Source organism: Lysinibacillus sp. NPDC093688 (genome assembly GCF_050280145.1).
GTDB lineage: Bacteria > Bacillota > Bacilli > Bacillales_A > Planococcaceae > Lysinibacillus > Lysinibacillus xylanilyticus_B.
On sequence record NZ_JBNNUX010000001.1, the window covers coordinates 391,422 to 410,350 of the forward strand.

An 18,929-nucleotide genomic window follows, 5' to 3' on the forward strand; every position below is an offset into this window, starting at 1 on the left:
ATCTAATTTTTTGTTACATATAATAAAGAAAGCTTTCAAATACAAACACAAAATGGACAATAATATTAACGGACATTCCAATGCCATTTAATAGCATCTTTTTCAACACTTTTGACAAAATCGTCTTTCCCGTTGCAGTAGGCATTCATATCATTTGGATACTGCTTGGCAAGTTGGCTCTTTATTTCCCCATACTGCCTGCAAACATCGGGATGCTCTCGAAGGTAATCTCTAAATGCTAAATGTCTTTCTATTTCTTCAATGTTGTTATATTGAAAAGCGTGAATTTGGTGTGTGCGATGATCGCCACCTTTACGGAAATATCTTCTTCCAGTTATCCCGAATTCACCCTTAACTTCGTATCCAATCTCTTGAAATTGCTTGGAAAATGAATCTAATTTATGGAAATCATTGACTACTAGTAAAATATCAATAATTGGTTTTGCTTTTAGACCTGGGACGGATGTACTTCCAATATGAAAACTATTCACCAATTCATCTTGAAGGATAGCCTTAATAGAACGTTCTTCTTTTTGATAGTCGCTACTCCAATTGTGGTTATAATCTACAACTTTAATAATCCTCATTCAATACACCCCATTCTTTGTTCTCGTGTTATTTGACAAATTTTATGCATTATTACAGATTATTAAAAATCTAATGCATTGTCAACAATGCTGTTTGAAAATCTCTACAAAGCAGGGGATTCGTTTTTTGTGGAGTTGAAATAAGTGATGAAGAGTTTGATAGCAACTCGTCATCACTTCAATAGGGGAGGTAAGCACGTTCAATCTTTACTTTTGCGTTGCTTTAATTAATTCTAAATATTGAGAATCCCCTAAACCATACTGAGGGAAGAGATGTAGTAAGTTTCGTACGATTTCATCTTGAGATAGATGTTGATGTGTTTGAATATATTTTGTAATTTCGTTGTCGTTTTTCAATAGTTCTAAATACAATTTGATTCCTTGATACATAACAGGCATCAGTTCTACATCTGGCATACGGTGGTCTACTAACACTGTTTTATATATTTCATAATAGCTTCCTAATGTTATGTCAGTCTCTTGCACATCATATGTTTGCTCTCTCACCGCATGATAGTAAATCGTTCCTTTGAATGATGTTTGTTCTAAATACGCTAACAAGGTTATTAAATTCATCTGACAAAACATATCTTCCCCAAACCAAAGAACGATACATTGATATTCTTTTGAAAATAAGGTCTTTTCAAGTGGAGCAACTGTAATGGCTTCGTAATCCTCAAGTGAGACTTGATGTCCTGCTGCTCGAACTTGTTTAAATGAGTCGCTAAATATTGTTTTATCGGTGTTGTGTACACACATCGCTTCATTAAATGGTGCGTAATCGCTTTTTCCCATTAATTGTTGAGAACTGAATTCTTCATACATCATTTGTCCATTTAAAATATTTAATACTTCGTGATCAAAATGCCTATCCACATGCTTTTGTAAATCTTCAATTTTTAATTTTTTTGAAATATCCATATAATAACTCCTCGCTTCATTCATAGTGAGCTTTACATAAGATTGCAATGGTTCAGGACATAAACGAAAGGCATTGGGGGTAACGCCGAATATTTCCTTGAAAGCTCGGGAAAATGCTTCTTGCGATGAATAGCCATGCTTGATCGCTATCTCAATGATCCTTTCATCTGTTTCACTAAGAGAGAGTGAAGACAGATAGGTTTTTCTAAGGGTCATATAGCGTTTAATGCTAATGCCTGTTATTTGATGGAATTTAAAGGAACAGTAATAAGAAGAATAGCCCATTGCTTCACTTAGTTTCATCAGGGAAAACCCCTCAAACAGATGTCCTTCAATCCAATCAATCATATCTTGAATCATATTGTTCATCATGCATCACTCCTAAATTTAATTATAGTGAAGAAATAAAAGCGATTTTGATATTCGTTGTGTTTTTTGAATGAGATGAACTAGATTCTACGTTAAGGTTGATGTGGTGTAATAGCAAGTGTTTTTTGTGCGAAAGCGAAGCGGCAGCAACAAGTGTTTTGTGCGACTGCGTAAGAGTAAAATCTGATGATCGGAAAAGAATTCAAATTAAAAACATATGATAAATCTAGGTGGCTAAAATTCTGTTAAGTAAGTAGATAGAATAAGGAGAAGATTAGATGAAAAAAAGAAAATGGCTTATTTTTTCGATAGTACTAGGATTGTTAACGCTGTTTATAAGTTTTAGTCAGTTTTTAAGTCCTTCTAAAGAAGAAATGGGGGAAACCGAAAAGGATTTTTCATCAGATCGAGCTCTGGATTATTTAAAAGAAGTTGCAAAACAACCACATCCAATAGGCTCTCCTGCGAATAAAAGGGTTAGGGATTACATTGTTAAACACTTTCAACATCTTGATATACCGGTTGAAATTCAATCGAAGCCAGTGAAGGATCTTAGAGGTGAGAAGTATGCTTCGGATATAGGAGCAGAAAATGTTGAAAATATAATTGCAAAAATCCAAGGGACATCAGGTGATGATCATGCGATATTACTAACAGCTCATTATGATTCTGTAACAGAAACCCCTGGAGCATCAGATGATGGTTATGGCGTTGTCACAATTTTAGAGACAGCAAGAGTATTAAAACAAATGCCAGCACCTAAAAATTCAATTTATTTTGTTCTAACAGACGGTGAGGAGCTGGGTTTACTAGGCGCGAGTGCCCTTAAGGATCGAGCGGATATTTTGGATAATGTAAGCGTGATGTTGAATTTCGAAGCAAGAGGCAATACAGGGGTACCCATTTTGTTTGAAACGAGTTCAAATGATTTACAGTTATTGCAATTGTATAAAGAGATTGTTCCATATCCTGTAGCATACTCATTTGCTGCTGAAATGTATAAAAAGATGCCGAACGATACCGATTTTACCGAATTGAAAGTGACAAAGAAATTAGGCTATAATTTTGCGAATATGAATGGATTTGAGGCATATCATGCAACGACAGATCGTGTGGGAAATAGTGATGAGGCAACAATTCGTCACTTCGGGAGCTATGTTCTTCCATTAGTGAAAAGGTTTATGATGATGGATGCAAAAGAGTTTCAAACGATAGAGGAAAGTAAAAGTAATGCGATTTATTTCCCGTTAATGAAAAAAATACTAGTTGTGTACTCCGAAAAGTTAGTAGTCCCAATGCTGATTATTTTACTTGTCTTAACAGTCGCTATATTTATCTTTAGTTTTAAAATGAAAGTGATACAGATTAAGGGATTTGCTTTAAGCTTTTTAGCGATGATGGGTAGTCTTGTTGCCATTTTCATCTTCTATTTTCTTCTAATGCGTCTTTCCACAATTGTATTGATCGGTGAAATAAATGAATATAATATGGCGATGTTTGGTACGTATGATCCGACGATTCTTACGTCGTTGGTCTTACTTGCGATGGTGTTTTGTCTCTTTTTTGCGAAGTGGATTTCGAAAAAATACGGTTCCGCAAATTTCGTGATGAGTACGCAGGTTTTATGGATTGTATTGGCTGCGTTGACTAGCTTTACGTTCAAAGGTATTAGTTACGCTTTTACGATTCCAGCAATTATAAGTTTGCTGTTGATTTTACCTATCATATTGAAAGCTAATTGGCGGAAGGGTGTGTATCCATATATAGCAGTTGCAGGATGGACAGTTCCAAGTATAATATTACTTTCGCCAATTATGTATTTGATATATGTTGCACTAACAATTAGTATGGCACCTATAATAGCCATTCTAACGGCAATCATTATATTCCCGATAGTAACAATTGTGAATTGGTTAATGGCTTTTGATGGTGAAGAATAGAAGGGATATTAAATAAAAAAGAGGAGAAAAGCGAATTCGTTTTTCTCCTTTTCTTCGTCTGAGAAAAATTATAAATGCAGGAAAATAAGTGCTAATCCATAGTAGATACTGGGTTGTACAACACAAAAATTACTTAAATGGATCTACATATTGGATTATAATTTTTGATAGTGATTAAAGAGGCTCTCTACTTTATCCTGAATAATTTGTTTTAATGATTCAGGCCGGACCGATATTACACTATGACCGTACCTCATAAAATAGTTAGCGATAAATTCCTCTTCTCCAGGATTATAAAATCCCTTCACAACTGTTTTATTACCAATTTCTATTTTCATAGAAGGATAATGTTCTTTATAAAAAATATCCTTTGCTTGTGCTGAAATTTCTACCTCAAAATCAATACTCTTCTCGGATTGATAAATTTCTAATGAACGACTAATAAGCTCATCTATAGAAAATTGAGAATTAAGTTCTTCTTCTAAGAAGGTTATTTTATCACATCTGAAAACTTTAAATTTATGCGTATCGAACTCTATTCCAGTAGCATACCATTGACCAAACCTAGCGGAAATTTTGAAAAATTGAACTTGGTAACTTTTTTGCTCGTTATTTTTCAAATAGTGTATCTTACAGCTACTTTCAGTAAGAATACTCTTTAAAATTTTATCTAAAAAACGGCTAACATTATTATGCTGATTTACTTCAAATTGTAGAACTTTTTTCATTTTATGAATTTGCTGTATTTGATTGTTAGACAGACAGTTTTCGAACTTTTCATTAAGTTTATGAACGCTTAAATGGAATGGGGTTGATTGATAAGATTCTAGTGTCAGCATGGCAAAGTACAGAGCATATACTTCATCAATTGTAAAAATAATAGGGGATAACAATCTATTTTTTAAGATTCCATAACGTCCATGTCTGCCATGCTCAGCAAAAATAGGCATACCCAATTGTTCTAATGAACTAATATCACGCAGAGCCGTACTTTTGGAAATATTGTATTTAGCCATTAGATCACTTAAATTAAAATACTCCCGACTGTTCAAGTATCTAATCATGTCATTTAATCTTTCTGATTTCTTCATGTGAATCTCCTTAAAGGTATCATGTTTTGATATCTTTATATCTTAAAATAAGGTCAAGGTAATATCAATTGATAAGATATTTACCTAAAATTATTTATACAGGGGATTGATACTATGAGTTCAACACTAGAAGTGGCTATTTTCTTATCCATGAATGGGAAAGCTAAAGAAGCGGTCGATTTTTACAAAAAGCACTTTAACGCAGAGGAATTGTTACTCGTTACTTATGAAGATATGGCAAAACGTGATAGCGTGTTGCAGATTACTGAGGAGAATAAACATTATATTACTCATTCCGTTTTAATAATTGGAAAAACAAAGGTTATGTTGGCAGAAGATACAATGGATGCATCAGAAAAATATGTAGTGGGGAACAACACTTCACTGTGTATTCAAAGTGCGGACTTAGAAGAAATCGAACATTTTTACAAGAGTTTGACGACAGATGAGAGAGTGAGAATCATTGTTCCACTATCGAGTAATGCTTTTAGTAAAGCATACGGCATACTTGAAGACCCGTTTGGTATTCAAATACAATTAATGTTTGATGATCGATTACATTAAAACATGGTTCGTTTTTACAACATGTAGCCATCGTTATTTGACTAAATGTGGAAAAAAAGCTGGGTATGGGAGAAATCTTTACCCAGCTATTTTATTTCATTTATAAAAAATGGCAGCTTTTAAATACCGTATTGACTTTTAAACTTAAAAATCTCGTCAACAGCTTTGTGATACCCACCAGAATGTTGGAAGGATTTTTTTATGTTTGCAACAGCATTTTGGATGGAAGGGGTGTTTAACACATGATTGGCAGCTTCATTTAGTTGATTGGCTGTCAAACTTTCCATTTGTAATTGAACACCTGCTCCGATGTTGGTAACTTGTTTAGCGATGATCGGCTGATCCGCACTTAGTGGGATCACGATTAATGGAACCCCGTTATAGAGAGCTTCATTAGTGCTATTCATGCCACCATGTGTGATAAATAATTTAGTGTATTGTAACAATTCGGTTTGTGGAACATAATTTTTCACTATGAAATTTTCAGGAACCTTTCCTAATACATCAAGTGGTGTTTGTTCCCCAATCGACATGACAACGGTATGCTCAGTATTCTCGAATGACTTCAAACACAGCTTATAGAAATCAATGGCTTGATTTAAGACCGTACCTAATGAAATATAAATTGGGCGTTTTCCCTTGATTGCGGAAAGGTCGAAGTCTTCTTGCGTTAACCGTGAAGAGATGGATGGGCCTACAAATTTATAGGGTGGGTCGAATGCTTCTCCAAAAGGTTGAAATTCCCTCGTTGTATAAACGATTGTCAATGGTGCTGGGTTACAGAAAACTTCATAAGGTGAACGGATTTCAACACCATATTTTTCTTTGATTTTTGTTGTCAGGTTTAGAAAATCATCATTTATTCTATTTAAAACTTCAGTTGGAACATTTTGTGAAAGACGTTCTAATGTTTGATCGAATGATAGTTTAGTCTCAGCAAAAGATGTACATGAATTGATTGCCGGAAGCTTAAGGATCTTGGCAAGTAAATGGCCACATCCAAACATAGAATCGTGGATGATGTAATCAAAATGTTCTCCTTTAATCTGTTCAAGTACGCTAGGGATAACGATATCTGCAGTAAGTAAAAGTCCATTGACCCTTTCGAGCAAATGATTTCTTCCCCCTGAGATAAATGCTTTTATAAATTTTTGGCCATCAAATGTTCGTACAGTAGCTCCCGTCTTCTCAATACGTTCCCGAAAAGCTTCTATTGTAAAATACACGACTTCTTCTCCACGCGAAATGAGCTCTTGCACAACGCCAATCGTTGGATTGATATGTCCTTCTGATCCAGCATTAATAAATAAAACACGTGCCAATTCTACCACTCCTTAGGTAAAGATATATTCAAGATGGTGTAAGAGTAATGGATACTGTCACATATCATTGCTTAACTATGTTAAAACACCCTGAGATCTTTTAGCAAGTTTGATCTTGTATTTTTTATAGATGAATAGCCTATGCTGACATTTGAAAAAGTAAAGAGGCAAGATATCCAATTTTCTGGAAACAGTATATGCTTTTTCTTTAAGCTGTTACCTCATTTTAGCTTCGTAGCGATTGAAAGCTGTAATTGGTGGAACTGATTACAATGATGATAGTTGGGGTACTGCTCAATATTACGGAGCTTTTAACCGTTTTGTTTTAGCGTGGGATAATGCAAAAGGGAAAGCTATCTGATTGTTTCTCATGATATTGATTCAAAAGTAAATGTTGCTGTGCTTAAAATCATCTAACACAAGTGGGATTTGGCCCTGCAAATTCAATCGTTTTAGATGGTTCATGTTCAACTAAAATGCGTGTTCCGGTTAATGGTGCTGTTAAATACTACGGTTGAAACAAAAAGATTAGAAGGAAACAGGGTAAATATGGTATTTTTAAGTAGAAGTTCATTTATAAGGGGGATAAAGTATGCCTTTATTTTCACAAACGATATCTGACTATTGGAAGTCGCAATTTTTAAACGGAGACGTTATCTGCAACAATGAAAACTTTACGGTCACCATCAATCCTGACCTGAGCGAAGACAGTCGGGTCATGGTGCTGGAAACGAATGACGGCCGTTTTTTGGCAGTCTTGACGCCTGAGATGGCCGATAAGTTAGCCCTTTCTAAAGGACACAAACTGACTGATCAGGTCTTCCGTCAGAAATTAAAGGAAGCGGGAGTCACACTACATGGTGCAGATTATATTTTTTATTTTTCAGAAGGAGAAAAGAATGTCTTGCTGCAAGAAAGTTTGGAAGGGACATTGCGCCAATTAACAGAGCAAGATGATGTAGTGTTCACTGAGTTCGAGTCCTCCGCGTCGGAACAAGACTTGGATGATGCGTATGTGGAGTTGGATCATTGGGCGGTGTTCGGTTCTTTTGAGCATAACCGATTAGTCTGTGCTGCCAGCATGTATCCTTGGAAAGAAGATGCGCAAATTGCAGACCTCGGCGTACTGACTTTGACATCTTTTAGAGGAAAAGGTCATGCTCGCAAAGTAGTGCGATCAATTTGTAAGTACGCTTTTGAGCAGGGTTACGAACCACAGTACAGATGCCAGCTTGATAATGAGGCTTCAACGTACCTAGCAAAAGCGGCTGGTTTGACGCTGTTTGGAAAGTGGGATGTAATTTCTCCTAATTGCACTGTAGGTGAGTCTCAGTAGGATAGAATCTAAATAGAATAACAGTTGATAGTTAAACCTATTTTTCTCGCAATGGTAAAAATAGGTTTATTATAAAAATTGTAGTATTGTGCTTTAGGTGCAACGTTGGTACTGTTGATTTTTTTATGCTTAACACAGTATTTCGGCCTGCTAGGAAGTATCATAATGAATATTTAGCAATGTAAAAGGATGGTAAAATGTACACAATTGGGCAAGTAGCTAATTTTTTAGGTGTATCTAGAGATACCTTGAAATTTTATGAGGAAAAGGAATTAATAAAGCCAAAGCAAAATATTGTGAATGGATATAGAAATTATAATCAATTTGATATTTATGATATTACAACAGTAAATTTCTACAGAGAAATTGATATTGAAATTAAAAAAATCCAGGAATTAAGAAAGAGTAAGAGTATTGATGGAATTCAATCATTATTAGAAGAAAAAGAACAAGAGGTTTTACAGGAAATTGAATATAAAAAACTTCTATTGAAAAAGATTCAAATAGTAAAAGAAGATTGTAAGAAAATCAAACAATTCTTAGGAGCGTACATAGTTAAGGAAATGAAACCTTTAACAATAAAGGGAGAAATAGAACATTTTACGGCGTATGAAGAATATGACACTTTAAAAAAGAATGCAGATAGCTTAAAAAAAGCAGTTACGCTCACATCTTTAAGAAGAGTCATCCATTTCAATGATATAGGTATTATAGAAGATAAGTTTATAATTGTAGGAAAAGTGCAAGACCTTGATGAAGAAATAGAAGGTGAAATTCTATCTCATCCAAAATGTATTTATACAATTATTGAAGATGGAAGATGGTCAACTGGTGGAGAAAGTATTGATCAACACGTGGAAGCGAATTTAAGAAAGTTTGCAATAGAAAAAGGGTATGAACTATTGGGACAAGTTTATATAAATCTATTACTGACCACTTATGAAGATGGTCTTGAACGTGTATTTTTAGAGATTTATGCACCTATCAAGTGAACCTTATTGTTTCCCTCCTCATTGCTAAAGAGGCAAACTTTATTCAACATAATTTCATGAAGGGGGAGCTGTTTATTTAACAGCTCTTCCTTTTTTTTGAATTTAATACTTGAATACTTAACAGCTACGGTGTACTATTTAACTAGTACACTATGACACGAGGATGTAGCAACGATTCAATATGTTGAATAAAGATGCTGGCAATGGATGAATGCGTATTGTAAGTAAGGGTGAAATTAATGACCACACAACCAATTGTTCAACCGCAAAATTTATCAAAAACCATTGGTGGTCAGCAATTAATTCAACAATTGAATATTGATTTATTAAAGGTAATGAGAGGTACCGTGAATATAAAAGGGGGATGTTAGAAACCAAAAGCTTTAGCAATATAGAAATATCTACTGGATTGAAAAGGAGACTAAAATGAAAAAATTTACTTTATATCTATTAATGGCATTCACTATTGTATTGATGTGTGCTTGTTCACACGATACATTGTCGAATGAAGAAAGTGATGAAGCAAGCAATAAAGAAAGTAAGGGAAATTCCGTTAGCAATGTACCTGTTAAAATTCCAGACGATCTATTTGTTTCTAATAAAAAGAATGAAACTATTAGTGAAGATGAAATGAAATCAAGTATAAAAAAGTATATGGATTATAGTCATGTAATCGATAAAGAAATGGAAACAATTGTTTATGAATATGAGGATGCTACTGAATCGGATCGGGAAAAATTAAATGTATTAATGGATCAAGGGAAAAAGAATGATGCGAATTTCAATGATTTTATAAGTAATAATAGTATCCCAAATGATTATAAAGAACCTTCAAAGACAATTTATGAATTTGTTTCATCAATCAGGGAAACTTTAACACAATTTGAAGAAGAAATTGTTGGAGCGGTTGAAAATGGTAGTTTGACAGATATATCAGATTTTGCTTCTGAGCATTTTACTAAAGCGAACGGAAGGCAGCAACTAAAAATCGAAAAATTTTTGGACGAGAAAAAAATTAAAACCACATATTTCGATGAATAGAAAGAATATTATTTACCCTTCATTGTTTTTGAAGGGTATTTTTTTTCGTCGAATTACTTGATGGTATAAGTATTGACCTGTGAGTAACCCCCAGGTTTAAGCTAAAGATATTCTTAAATATTATTATTATTGAAATCTTAGTTTGAAGCGGGGAGTATGCATGATTAGAGAAAAGAAACTAAAAAAACCAGTAGCGAGTTTTATTGTACTAACCAATATCATTTTTTTGCCACTTTTTTGTCTTATAGGAGCCATCAGCATGTTAGGATTTCCTAAATGGATTTTTGATGTCATGCTTTGTCTATCAGCTTGGTCCTCGACTTTTGCTTTTGCATTATTGTTTAAAAAGATCTATCCTGGGCAGAGTATTATGCAATTTGTAAAAGATAAATTTAACAGTAAACTTAAGTTTTCTGTGATTCTAACTGTGGTTATGATTCAAGCATTGATATTTTTAATCATATTGTTTCTTGTATCGAAAAATAGTGAAGCAGACTCTATTTTTACTATTTCATCTTCGTGGATGCTGATTTATTTCTTTTTTAAAAACCTTCTTGCAGGTCCACTAGGAGAAGAACTAGGATGGAGAGGTTTTGCTCAAATTGAGCTTCAAAAGAGGCATACCCCCTTAATGGCTTCAATTATTATAGGATTTTGGTGGGGGATGTGGCATCTACCTATATGGTTTACTTCAGGGCTTGTGGGCCTTGATTTAATCAAATATATTCTATTTTTTATGATCGCACTCATTTCCATTAAAATCGTCATGACAGCATTTTATAACTTAAATCCGAATTTAATCATACCAATCATTATCCATCAATTATTTAATTTTTTTATAGGCTTAATAAACGGAAACTTACTCGATTTAATCATGTATAACGCCATTTTTTATTTTGTTGTAGCGGTTTTATTCATCATTATCAATCCAAAGAATGTACTGTATGGGGACAAGCGACTAATGATAGTGGGATTCCTGAGTAACTAAGCGTTTGCAGTCCATTTCTGTTTCGAACAGCTCTCAAGGTTGGGGTGTCCCATTATCCCTCTCTATCTACATTAAACAAACGGAGCACGTTAGTTTAAAAAACATTTTGGGTTGGGAGTGATTTTTTAAAAATTCAAATATTATAATAAGTCGTATCACGACGCGTCGTGATGCGACTTATTTGCTTAGGCGGTGAATTATATTGGAAAATGAAGACCAATTAGAAAAACAAGTTTAAATACTTTTAATGAAAGGAAACAGAATTATGTTTTTCATAGCATATTTACCTATTTTTCTATATTTATTATTAGAATTTTATAGAAGTTCACCTGTTAAAGAAGAAAAACAAAATCGAGGTTCTAGTTTTTTTATCGGAGTAGTTTTAGCCTTGATGTTAACCATTTCAGAGGTTATGTATTTTTTTACAATAAATAAGATTAATTCAATGCTGTTTATGGGTGTTATTGTTGGGCTAATGGGTGTATGGATTAGATATTCTTCAATGAAGTTATTAGGGAGATTTTACAGTAGGAATGTTGGAATGCAGGGGGAGCATAAGTTAATTCAAAACGGTCTATATAAATATATTCGCCATCCTGGTTATTTAGGGTCTTTTTTGACCTTTTTAGGATTTGCTATATCTTCATCTTCGTTCATTGCGATTATTATAACTTTCATTTTATTTTTCCTTGCGTATTCGTATCGTATAAAAATTGAAGAGAGAATTCTTGTTACACTATTTGGTGAACAATATAAGCAATATCAGTCCAAGACTTGGCGAATTATTCCGTTTCTATACTAGAGATTATAGGAGAAAGTTCAAAATTAGTTACTAAAAAGTCATTTAGTTTTACATCGGAGCGATACCCAAACGAATCTTATATAACAATGTGAAGAATTGCACTTAAAGTAACGGGGGGCTTTCGGATTATATAGTTCAGCCAGTACTTTCTGGTTGAACTTTTTTTATCGATTTAATCTAACAATAGCTAGGGTAGAATGGACGGGGCGTGGAACATTGATCTCGTCAACTAAACTGTTCAACCTCTACTTGTAGAAATATGTTTGAGGCTGATTGAGACTTAGAACTTGTATCGTTTTTAGTTTCTGTAATTGCATTGTCGTTTACTTTTACACAAAAAAAGTAAACGAGCAAAGGGTCACGAGAGGCCACCTACATATCGAGAACGAAGGTAGCTTTTCTCATGTTATATGCGATAGTTGTAGGAATGAGTTGGAGAGGTAGCTGACCGATGAAATTTTGTTATAATCTAAATTTTCTGTTGATTTCTAATGAAGTGTTATGGCACACTATAGAAGTAAATTATATTCCAACTTTTTCCTGCGAAAGGGGATGTTATTAATGACAATTTATATGATATTGGTGGTTTTAACTTAACCGAGTATCGGGCATAGTGAATTCCAATCTTTTATTATAGCTTGGAATAAGAGCAACGGGAATATCACCCGTATTTTTTGTTATGCCGTATACAGTAATCTTTCGTGAATACTGCTGTTAGCGGGATACGATGAAGGTCGTATTCTTTTTTAATTATAGTCGACTTTTGGCTATTCTCCGCGAAACAGCAGCTTCTTACGGGGCTACTTGTTCGCGGTATTTTTATGCCCAAAAACAACTTTAATTTTTGGGAGAGGATCGGTTCAATGATTGATTTGAGACAATACGGCTATATCAAAGTCGAAACACCGCCGATAGGTTTAATACCTGGAAGGGTTATGGAACTACAGCGAGAGCAATATACCGTCATCACCGAACAAGGAGAAGTGACGGCTGTATTGAAGGGCACTTTTTACCATACTGCGGTAACTCGGGAGGATTTTCCGTGCGTTGGCGATTTTGTATTTCTGCAATACAACGAAAATGGTGCTTCGCGCATTGCCAATTTGCTGCCTCGCCGCTCGAAATTTTCCCGCGCTGACTATTCGGGACATGCAGCAGGGTATGTCAAAAGCATACTGGAGCAAGTCGTAGCAACGAATTTTGATTACGTATTTATCGTGTCGTCCCTAAACTGGGATTTCAAAGTCAGCCGCATCATGCGCTACCTGACACAGGCACGACAGAGCAACAGCCAGCCAATCGTTATCTTAACAAAAGCTGACTTGGCCTCGGATTACAGCGTACCGTTAGTTGAAGTTCAAAAAGCCGCTCCTGATGTCCCAGTTCACGCAGTTTCCAGCCACACTGGGAGTGGTTTAGATGAGTTGAGTGAATATTTGCAACCAGGTAAAACGGTTGTATTACTTGGCATGTCCGGTGTTGGAAAATCCTCGTTGCTAAACGCCTTAATGAATCAGGAAGTGATGACTGTCAAGGCTATCCGAGAGGTCGACAGTCGGGGCCGGCACACAACAACGCATCGTCAGCTTTTTATGCTTCCTTCCGGTGCAATGGTTATTGATACGCCTGGTATGCGTGAACTTGGTCTGTTTGGTGCGGACGACGGGATCAGTGCGGGATTTAACGATGTGGAGGAATTATTCACACAGTGTCGTTTTAATGACTGCCGCCATCAGACGGAGCCGGGCTGCGCTGTTCTTGCTGCCCTTGCTGATGGATCATTGGCACCAGAGCATTGGGATCGTTATCTTGCACAGAAGCGGGAAAATAAGTTTGTAGATGATAAATCGAGGTATCTCATGGATAAACGGGCGAGGCAAAAGTCTATTGACATGCGACATAAAGGTAAAAAGGGAGGATACAAGAAATGAACAACTATGTTGAAAAGGCTGTAAAGCCCGAAATACTGGAGCTTGTTTTGAGTAAAATGCTCGGTCAGACGATAATCCGCGCAGATTATCAACTTAAAGAGTTGCAAGGCGGGACAGTAGGGGTTGTTCGGCTTGTAACAGGTATAGCTGAAACTTCTGATGGTGAAAATCTGCCGTATAAGATGGTTTGGAAAACACAGAAAAAATTTGAGCGTTATGGTGATCCGGATTCATGGCGTAGGGAATACGACCTCTATGCATCGGATTTCAAAAAGGTTTTCTTCGATTCGTTTCGTTGGCCGGAGTGTTATCACGCCGAAATTAATGGTGATGAGACTCAACTGTGGATGGAATATATTGATGGTGTGTCAGGCTTAAATCTAACCTCGGAAATGTATGAACGTATAGCCGAGGAATTGGGGCGATTTCAAGGCAAGTTGTACACTGAACGACCAAACGTATTGCAGAATTTGTCCAATTTAAGCAAAGTTGAGTTTACGAAAAACTACTATCTGCGTTATCGGTCATGGAATGTTTTGTATGATTATATACGCTCCGATGACTGTGAAATCCCGAAGCACCTGTGTAAAATGCTCATAGACTTAGATAACAATGCGGACGAAATATTCAGTCGAATCGAAAAGCTTCCAATAGTTCTTTGCCATAGAGATTTTTGGGTGGCAAACATATTCTATTCGGACAGTAAAATCGTACTTATCGATTGGGATACCGCTGGATGGGGGTACATGGGCGAAGATATCGCGAGTTTAATAACTGATGAAGCGGACGTCCGTCATATGGTTGAATACTATCAAAAATGCATTCCGGCATATTACAGGGGTTTTTCGGAATATGCGGATGTGTCCTCTGTATCCGATCATTGTATTTATGAATTAATACTTGTTATGTTCGGATACAGGCTTGTGGAGTGGTATAAATTCGCTCAGTCGCCCGAAGATAAAGCAATGCACCTTAATACTTTGCGAAAAATCTATGAGATGAGAAATATGTAGAAAATATAACTATTGTATATTAGATGTAAACAACTGGATGAAAGTCTGTGAAATGACTATTTTAAGTAGTTTCCAAGAGAATTGTTGCCTTTTACTACTTTTGTAATAATCACCTGTTAAGAGCGTAGTGTAAAAAGGTGTTATTTGAAATTTCAGTAATAGTGTTAACATTTAATGAATATGGGGGCGAAAAAATGTTAAATAAAGACTCAGAGAAGAATAAAGGATCAAAGAAGAGATTTGAAGAAATCCTTACAGAAAATGGTGTGGCTAATGGAAACAGAATAATAGTAGATAGAGAAACAGGAATTCATTATTTATTTAGTTGGGCTGGATATGCAGGGGGGATCATCCCGTCATTGGATAAGGATGGTAAACCAATGATAATACCAACTAATGAATAACATACTTTATCCTGTTCAACTATATGGTAGCTTTAGTTAAATTTTGATTCACGAAATATAAAAAGACAGAATTTAATCTACACGTTTTATTAGATTAATTCTGCCTTTTTTTTAACAGCAACAATCTTTGAGAAAACAGCCTAGATTTAATTCAATTAACGGAGGCGTTCGTATTATATAGTTCAGTCAGAACTTTTTTATTTACATTTAATCTATCAGAAGTCGACTACATTATATTTATTAGTAATTGTCGTGTCGATAAGGTCATTAGCTCCCGTAGCTGCCGTTTCTTACAGTAGAAAGAGTACCGCCATAAACATGTAGATGCAAGTAGCAAAACAGCAACAGGCGTATTGCAACAAATAGGCTGATTTTATGGAATACGGAGGAGAAATAGATGAACAGAAAAAATTTGGTTGTCTTACCCTTACCGGAATTTGAGTCAGAGATTGGTCGATGGATATGGTGTTTGGAAGATGTTCGGCGAACACTTTTAGAAAAAATATCAGGCATAAGTCAGCAATATCTTGATACCGAATTAAACGGTCACTCGATTGGATCGTTGTTATATCATATCGCTTTAATTGAAGCAGACTGGCTCTATGAAGAGGTTCTTGGCGGAAAATGGAATCCAAAGATCCGTTCCTTATTTCCTCAAGAAGACCGCAATCAGGATGATACTTTGAGCCATATAGAGGGCCAAAGCTTAGATGAACATTTACATCGTCTACAATGTGTACGTGATGAACTACTTTTCCATTTTCGTACTATGAATTTAGAGAATTGGCGTGCATCCAGAAGCCTCCCTCATTACAATGTAACACCTGAGTGGGTTATTTATCATCTCCTTGAACACGAGTCACATCATAGGGGCCAGATTTTTCAGATGCTTGCCATTTTGAAGAGACAAAGTTAGCCGCTATCTTTAGAAGATGGTTGAATTTCATCTCGAAATCAACATAAAGACACAAATATTGAAGTGGTATAAATTCAATGCTATTATAGATAAGTAAAGTCTCTAATTGAGGTGGAAAACAGTATGAAATATTCTAAAGCTACAAATTATGCACTACACACAATGCTCTTTCTTGCGAAGGAAGAACCGAATAAACCAGTTGGTGTCCAACCATTAGCAGAGATGCAAAATGTTTCACCTACGTATTTGTCTAAAATCCTCACGAAGTTAGTAAAAGAGGGGATGATCAATTCTGTATCGGGTGCCAATGGAGGATACACTCTTAGTCATAACTGGGAGGATATTTCATTTTTAGATATTATCCATGCAATTGAAGGCAAATCGTCATTATTTGAATGCTGTTTATTTGACGATCCTAAGTGTGTCATAAAAGAAGTAATGTTATCTGCAGAAGAAAAACTGGAGAATGAGTTAAGAAACAGCAAAATATCGGATCTTGTGAAAAAATAGTAGTGGATTTATAGTCCACCATTATTTTTTGATTAATCGTCGATATAACGAGTCTTTTAAGTCTGTGATTAATTCGAAAGGTTAGCTTATAATCATTTTGTTTTTTAACTTTAATTTGAGCCTTTATGGCATGTTGTGTAGCAAACAACATGTACTCTACTAAATTTATGGAGGAGTCACATGATGGAAATATTTGATTGTGCAATTATCGGTGCAGGTGGCGCTGGGTTAAACGCTAGTTTGATTTTAGGGAGATCTCGTAAAAAAGTCGCGTTATTTGATAATGGAACAAATCGGAATCGTGTGACGCAGGAATCACATGGATTTCTAACACGTGATGGAATTAAACCAGCTGAGTTTAAAGAAGTAGCTTTGAATGATGTGAAGAAATACCCGTCAGTTCATTATTATCAAAACACGGTAAAGAATATTACGAAACAACCAGATGGCTTCTTTAAAATTGAGACGTTAGAAGAAATCGAGTTTGTTGCTGAGAGAATAATATTGGCAACAGGTGTTCAAGAGGAATTTCCATCAATTCCGGATATTCGAAAGTATTATGGCAAAAGTTTATTCAGCTGCCCAACTTGTGATGGATGGGAATTAAGAGATCAACCGCTAATTATTATTTCCGAAAATGAAGAACATACCCTTTTTAAAGGAAAGCTTATTTATAATTGGTCAAAGGATTTAGTGATTGCCACAAATGGTCATGAGCTTTCTGCTCCGACATTGAATGAACTACAAAGAAAAGATATAACTGTCATTACTGAGTCTATTCAAAATCTTCATGGTGAAGATGGGTATTTAAACAAAATAGTGTTTAGTTCTGGGCTTGAAATAGAAAGAGTTGGCGGTTTTATAGTACCTAACTTTGTACGTCCGAATCAATTTGCAGAGCAGCTCGGTTGTCATTTAAATGAAAATGGTAGCATGGTGGTGGATGAAGCAGGCCGCACATCACAGGAAAAAGTGTATGCAGCGGGGGAGACAGCTAAATTCGGCCAGTCTTCATTAATCGTCGCTGCTGCCGAGGGATATAAAGCATCGATGGCAGTTGTTTTCGATAGTACAATTTAAAAATTTTTTCAGCTTAATTACAGATATTAAAGGTCTTTAATGTGCGATAAAAGAGAAAGAGTACGGTCTAATCATAATAATAAGCATATTATAACTTCAAGATTTTTATTTTCACAAAGGAGGAAAAGAATGATGTCAATTGTTCAGGTAACAACAAAGGAAGAATTAAGAGAACACTTAAAGACTAAAAAAATGGTGTTAATAAATTTTTGGGCTGAATGGTGTGGCCCGTGTAAAATGTTCAAAGGGGTGCTTAAAGAACTGAATGAAGAATTCAGTGGTAAGGTGAAAATTATAAGGGTGAATGTTGAAAAAAGCCCAGATATTGCAGCAGAATATAAGGTAATGGGAATTCCTCATTCTCGATTGATTATTCATAATAAATTACGTGAACCAATTATTGGATATGTGCCGTTTGAACAACTGAAGCAGATGATTGGAATATGATTCGTTAAACAGCTGTACAACCATTTTGGATGAACATCTAAAATGGTTGCTCTATTTAAAGAAAGCCGTCTGTATACAAAATTAGAGAAGTGAATGTTTCACTATAATAATCATCAAGCCAGACAAGCAAAAAAGGTTAATCCTGTTGCTTGTTTGACTTGATTTCTAAATATAATGAGAAACTAATTGCAACGAACATAATCGTAGAAAATATAATCGAAAACGTGGCTGTATAGTAGATGGATGTAATCAATAGGATAAGAGAACTAATGATCATGACAACCCGTAGTAATATATCTGTTTTTTCACTTGGATTAAAAAAATCTTGAAGAATAGCAAATAAATAAGATACTCCGAAAAATATTATATATTCATAAACAAAAACAGGCTTCACATATTCCGGAATTCCAAAATAAATTAATTTGAAAATTAAAATGAGTGGTGGTATATATGTTATAAATTTGCTAAAGGAATTCATCAAAATATCACTCCTTTTTTTGTTAATAGAATAACACATATTGTAAAAAGGAAATAATTCGGTGGAGCATAAGAACATTTCAATAGCGTGTATGAAGTCTTTTCGAATTACGGGAAGATTGCGCTTGTATCATTAGAAGTACCGTCATAAATAAAACAGGGGGACATTTCCTCCCAACATGAAAGTGGTAGACCGTT

Annotated in this window: 20 protein-coding genes; 15 read left to right on the forward strand and 5 right to left on the reverse strand. The window is 35.2% G+C overall.

What is annotated here, in order from left to right; translation table 11 throughout:
- Window positions 1-65: 65 nt before the first annotated feature.
- The gene (locus tag ACQKN2_RS01970) at window positions 66-587 is read right to left on the reverse strand and encodes a GrpB family protein (RefSeq protein WP_427413434.1); all 522 of its coding nucleotides are present in this window, start codon (window positions 585-587) and stop codon (window positions 66-68) included.
- Window positions 588-794: 207 nt separating this feature from the next.
- Window positions 795-1,877 (reverse strand): helix-turn-helix transcriptional regulator, encoded by a 1,083-nt coding sequence (locus ACQKN2_RS01975; RefSeq protein ID WP_427413503.1) that lies wholly within the window; start codon window positions 1,875-1,877, stop codon window positions 795-797.
- 278 nt (window positions 1,878-2,155) lie between these two features.
- Between ACQKN2_RS01975 and ACQKN2_RS01980 the strand changes: the two genes are divergently transcribed.
- On the forward strand, window positions 2,156-3,817 hold the full coding sequence (locus ACQKN2_RS01980; RefSeq protein WP_427413435.1) for a M28 family peptidase: 1,662 nt from the start codon (window positions 2,156-2,158) through the stop codon (window positions 3,815-3,817).
- A 155-nt stretch (window positions 3,818-3,972) separates the two neighbouring features.
- Here ACQKN2_RS01980 and ACQKN2_RS01985 read toward each other — a convergent pair whose 3' ends face one another.
- Entirely contained in the window at window positions 3,973-4,908 is a 936-nt protein-coding gene (locus ACQKN2_RS01985; protein ID WP_427413436.1) for a helix-turn-helix transcriptional regulator, read from the reverse strand.
- 114 nt (window positions 4,909-5,022) lie between these two features.
- On the opposite strand from ACQKN2_RS01985, the gene ACQKN2_RS01990 reads away from it, so the two are divergent.
- Window positions 5,023-5,472, forward strand: coding sequence for a VOC family protein (locus tag ACQKN2_RS01990; protein WP_427413437.1), 450 nt, complete (start codon window positions 5,023-5,025; stop codon window positions 5,470-5,472).
- A 119-nt stretch (window positions 5,473-5,591) separates the two neighbouring features.
- Here ACQKN2_RS01990 and ACQKN2_RS01995 read toward each other — a convergent pair whose 3' ends face one another.
- Complete coding sequence (locus tag ACQKN2_RS01995; RefSeq protein WP_427413438.1) at window positions 5,592-6,794, reverse strand: macrolide family glycosyltransferase; 1,203 nt, start codon at window positions 6,792-6,794, stop codon at window positions 5,592-5,594.
- A 592-nt stretch (window positions 6,795-7,386) separates the two neighbouring features.
- On the opposite strand from ACQKN2_RS01995, the gene ACQKN2_RS02000 reads away from it, so the two are divergent.
- The 13 genes from ACQKN2_RS02000 to ACQKN2_RS02060 all read left to right on the forward strand — a co-directional run bounded on the left by ACQKN2_RS02000 (window position 7,387) and on the right by ACQKN2_RS02060 (window position 18,254).
- The gene (locus ACQKN2_RS02000) at window positions 7,387-8,130 is read left to right on the forward strand and encodes a GNAT family N-acetyltransferase (protein ID WP_427413439.1); all 744 of its coding nucleotides are present in this window, start codon (window positions 7,387-7,389) and stop codon (window positions 8,128-8,130) included.
- Between the two features lie 197 nt (window positions 8,131-8,327).
- The gene (locus ACQKN2_RS02005) at window positions 8,328-9,122 is read left to right on the forward strand and encodes a MerR family transcriptional regulator (RefSeq protein WP_427413440.1); all 795 of its coding nucleotides are present in this window, start codon (window positions 8,328-8,330) and stop codon (window positions 9,120-9,122) included.
- Between the two features lie 239 nt (window positions 9,123-9,361).
- A complete protein-coding gene (locus tag ACQKN2_RS02010) occupies window positions 9,362-9,493 on the forward strand; it encodes a hypothetical protein (protein WP_427413441.1) in 132 nt (43 codons plus the stop codon).
- Window positions 9,494-9,548: 55 nt separating this feature from the next.
- The gene (locus ACQKN2_RS02015; RefSeq protein WP_427413442.1) at window positions 9,549-10,163 is read left to right on the forward strand and encodes an NDxxF motif lipoprotein; all 615 of its coding nucleotides are present in this window, start codon (window positions 9,549-9,551) and stop codon (window positions 10,161-10,163) included.
- Between the two features lie 160 nt (window positions 10,164-10,323).
- Window positions 10,324-11,151, forward strand: a complete 828-nt coding sequence (locus tag ACQKN2_RS02020) for a CPBP family intramembrane glutamic endopeptidase (RefSeq protein ID WP_427413443.1) — start codon at window positions 10,324-10,326, stop codon at window positions 11,149-11,151.
- A 265-nt stretch (window positions 11,152-11,416) separates the two neighbouring features.
- Entirely contained in the window at window positions 11,417-11,953 is a 537-nt protein-coding gene (locus ACQKN2_RS02025) for a methyltransferase family protein (protein ID WP_427413444.1), read from the forward strand.
- Window positions 11,954-12,816: 863 nt separating this feature from the next.
- On the forward strand, window positions 12,817-13,884 hold the full coding sequence (rsgA, locus tag ACQKN2_RS02030; protein WP_427413445.1) for a ribosome small subunit-dependent GTPase A: 1,068 nt from the start codon (window positions 12,817-12,819) through the stop codon (window positions 13,882-13,884).
- Window positions 13,881-14,897, forward strand: a complete 1,017-nt coding sequence (locus ACQKN2_RS02035) for an aminoglycoside phosphotransferase family protein (RefSeq protein WP_427413446.1) — start codon at window positions 13,881-13,883, stop codon at window positions 14,895-14,897. The genes rsgA and ACQKN2_RS02035 overlap by 4 nt, the downstream gene beginning before the upstream one ends.
- 194 nt (window positions 14,898-15,091) lie before the next feature.
- Window positions 15,092-15,301, forward strand: coding sequence for a DUF6440 family protein (locus ACQKN2_RS02040; protein ID WP_427413447.1), 210 nt, complete (start codon window positions 15,092-15,094; stop codon window positions 15,299-15,301).
- Between the two features lie 397 nt (window positions 15,302-15,698).
- Window positions 15,699-16,217: a DinB family protein gene (locus tag ACQKN2_RS02045; RefSeq protein ID WP_427413448.1), complete on the forward strand. Its 519-nt coding sequence runs from the start codon at window positions 15,699-15,701 to the stop codon at window positions 16,215-16,217.
- A gap of 123 nt (window positions 16,218-16,340) precedes the next feature.
- Window positions 16,341-16,727, forward strand: a complete 387-nt coding sequence (locus tag ACQKN2_RS02050) for an Rrf2 family transcriptional regulator (RefSeq protein WP_427413449.1) — start codon at window positions 16,341-16,343, stop codon at window positions 16,725-16,727.
- A gap of 183 nt (window positions 16,728-16,910) precedes the next feature.
- Window positions 16,911-17,807, forward strand: coding sequence for an NAD(P)/FAD-dependent oxidoreductase (locus tag ACQKN2_RS02055; protein ID WP_427413504.1), 897 nt, complete (start codon window positions 16,911-16,913; stop codon window positions 17,805-17,807).
- Window positions 17,808-17,936: 129 nt separating this feature from the next.
- Window positions 17,937-18,254: a thioredoxin family protein gene (locus tag ACQKN2_RS02060; protein ID WP_427413450.1), complete on the forward strand. Its 318-nt coding sequence runs from the start codon at window positions 17,937-17,939 to the stop codon at window positions 18,252-18,254.
- A 136-nt stretch (window positions 18,255-18,390) separates the two neighbouring features.
- Here ACQKN2_RS02060 and ACQKN2_RS02065 read toward each other — a convergent pair whose 3' ends face one another.
- Entirely contained in the window at window positions 18,391-18,732 is a 342-nt protein-coding gene (locus ACQKN2_RS02065; protein ID WP_427413451.1) for a hypothetical protein, read from the reverse strand.
- Window positions 18,733-18,929: the final 197 nt, after the last annotated feature.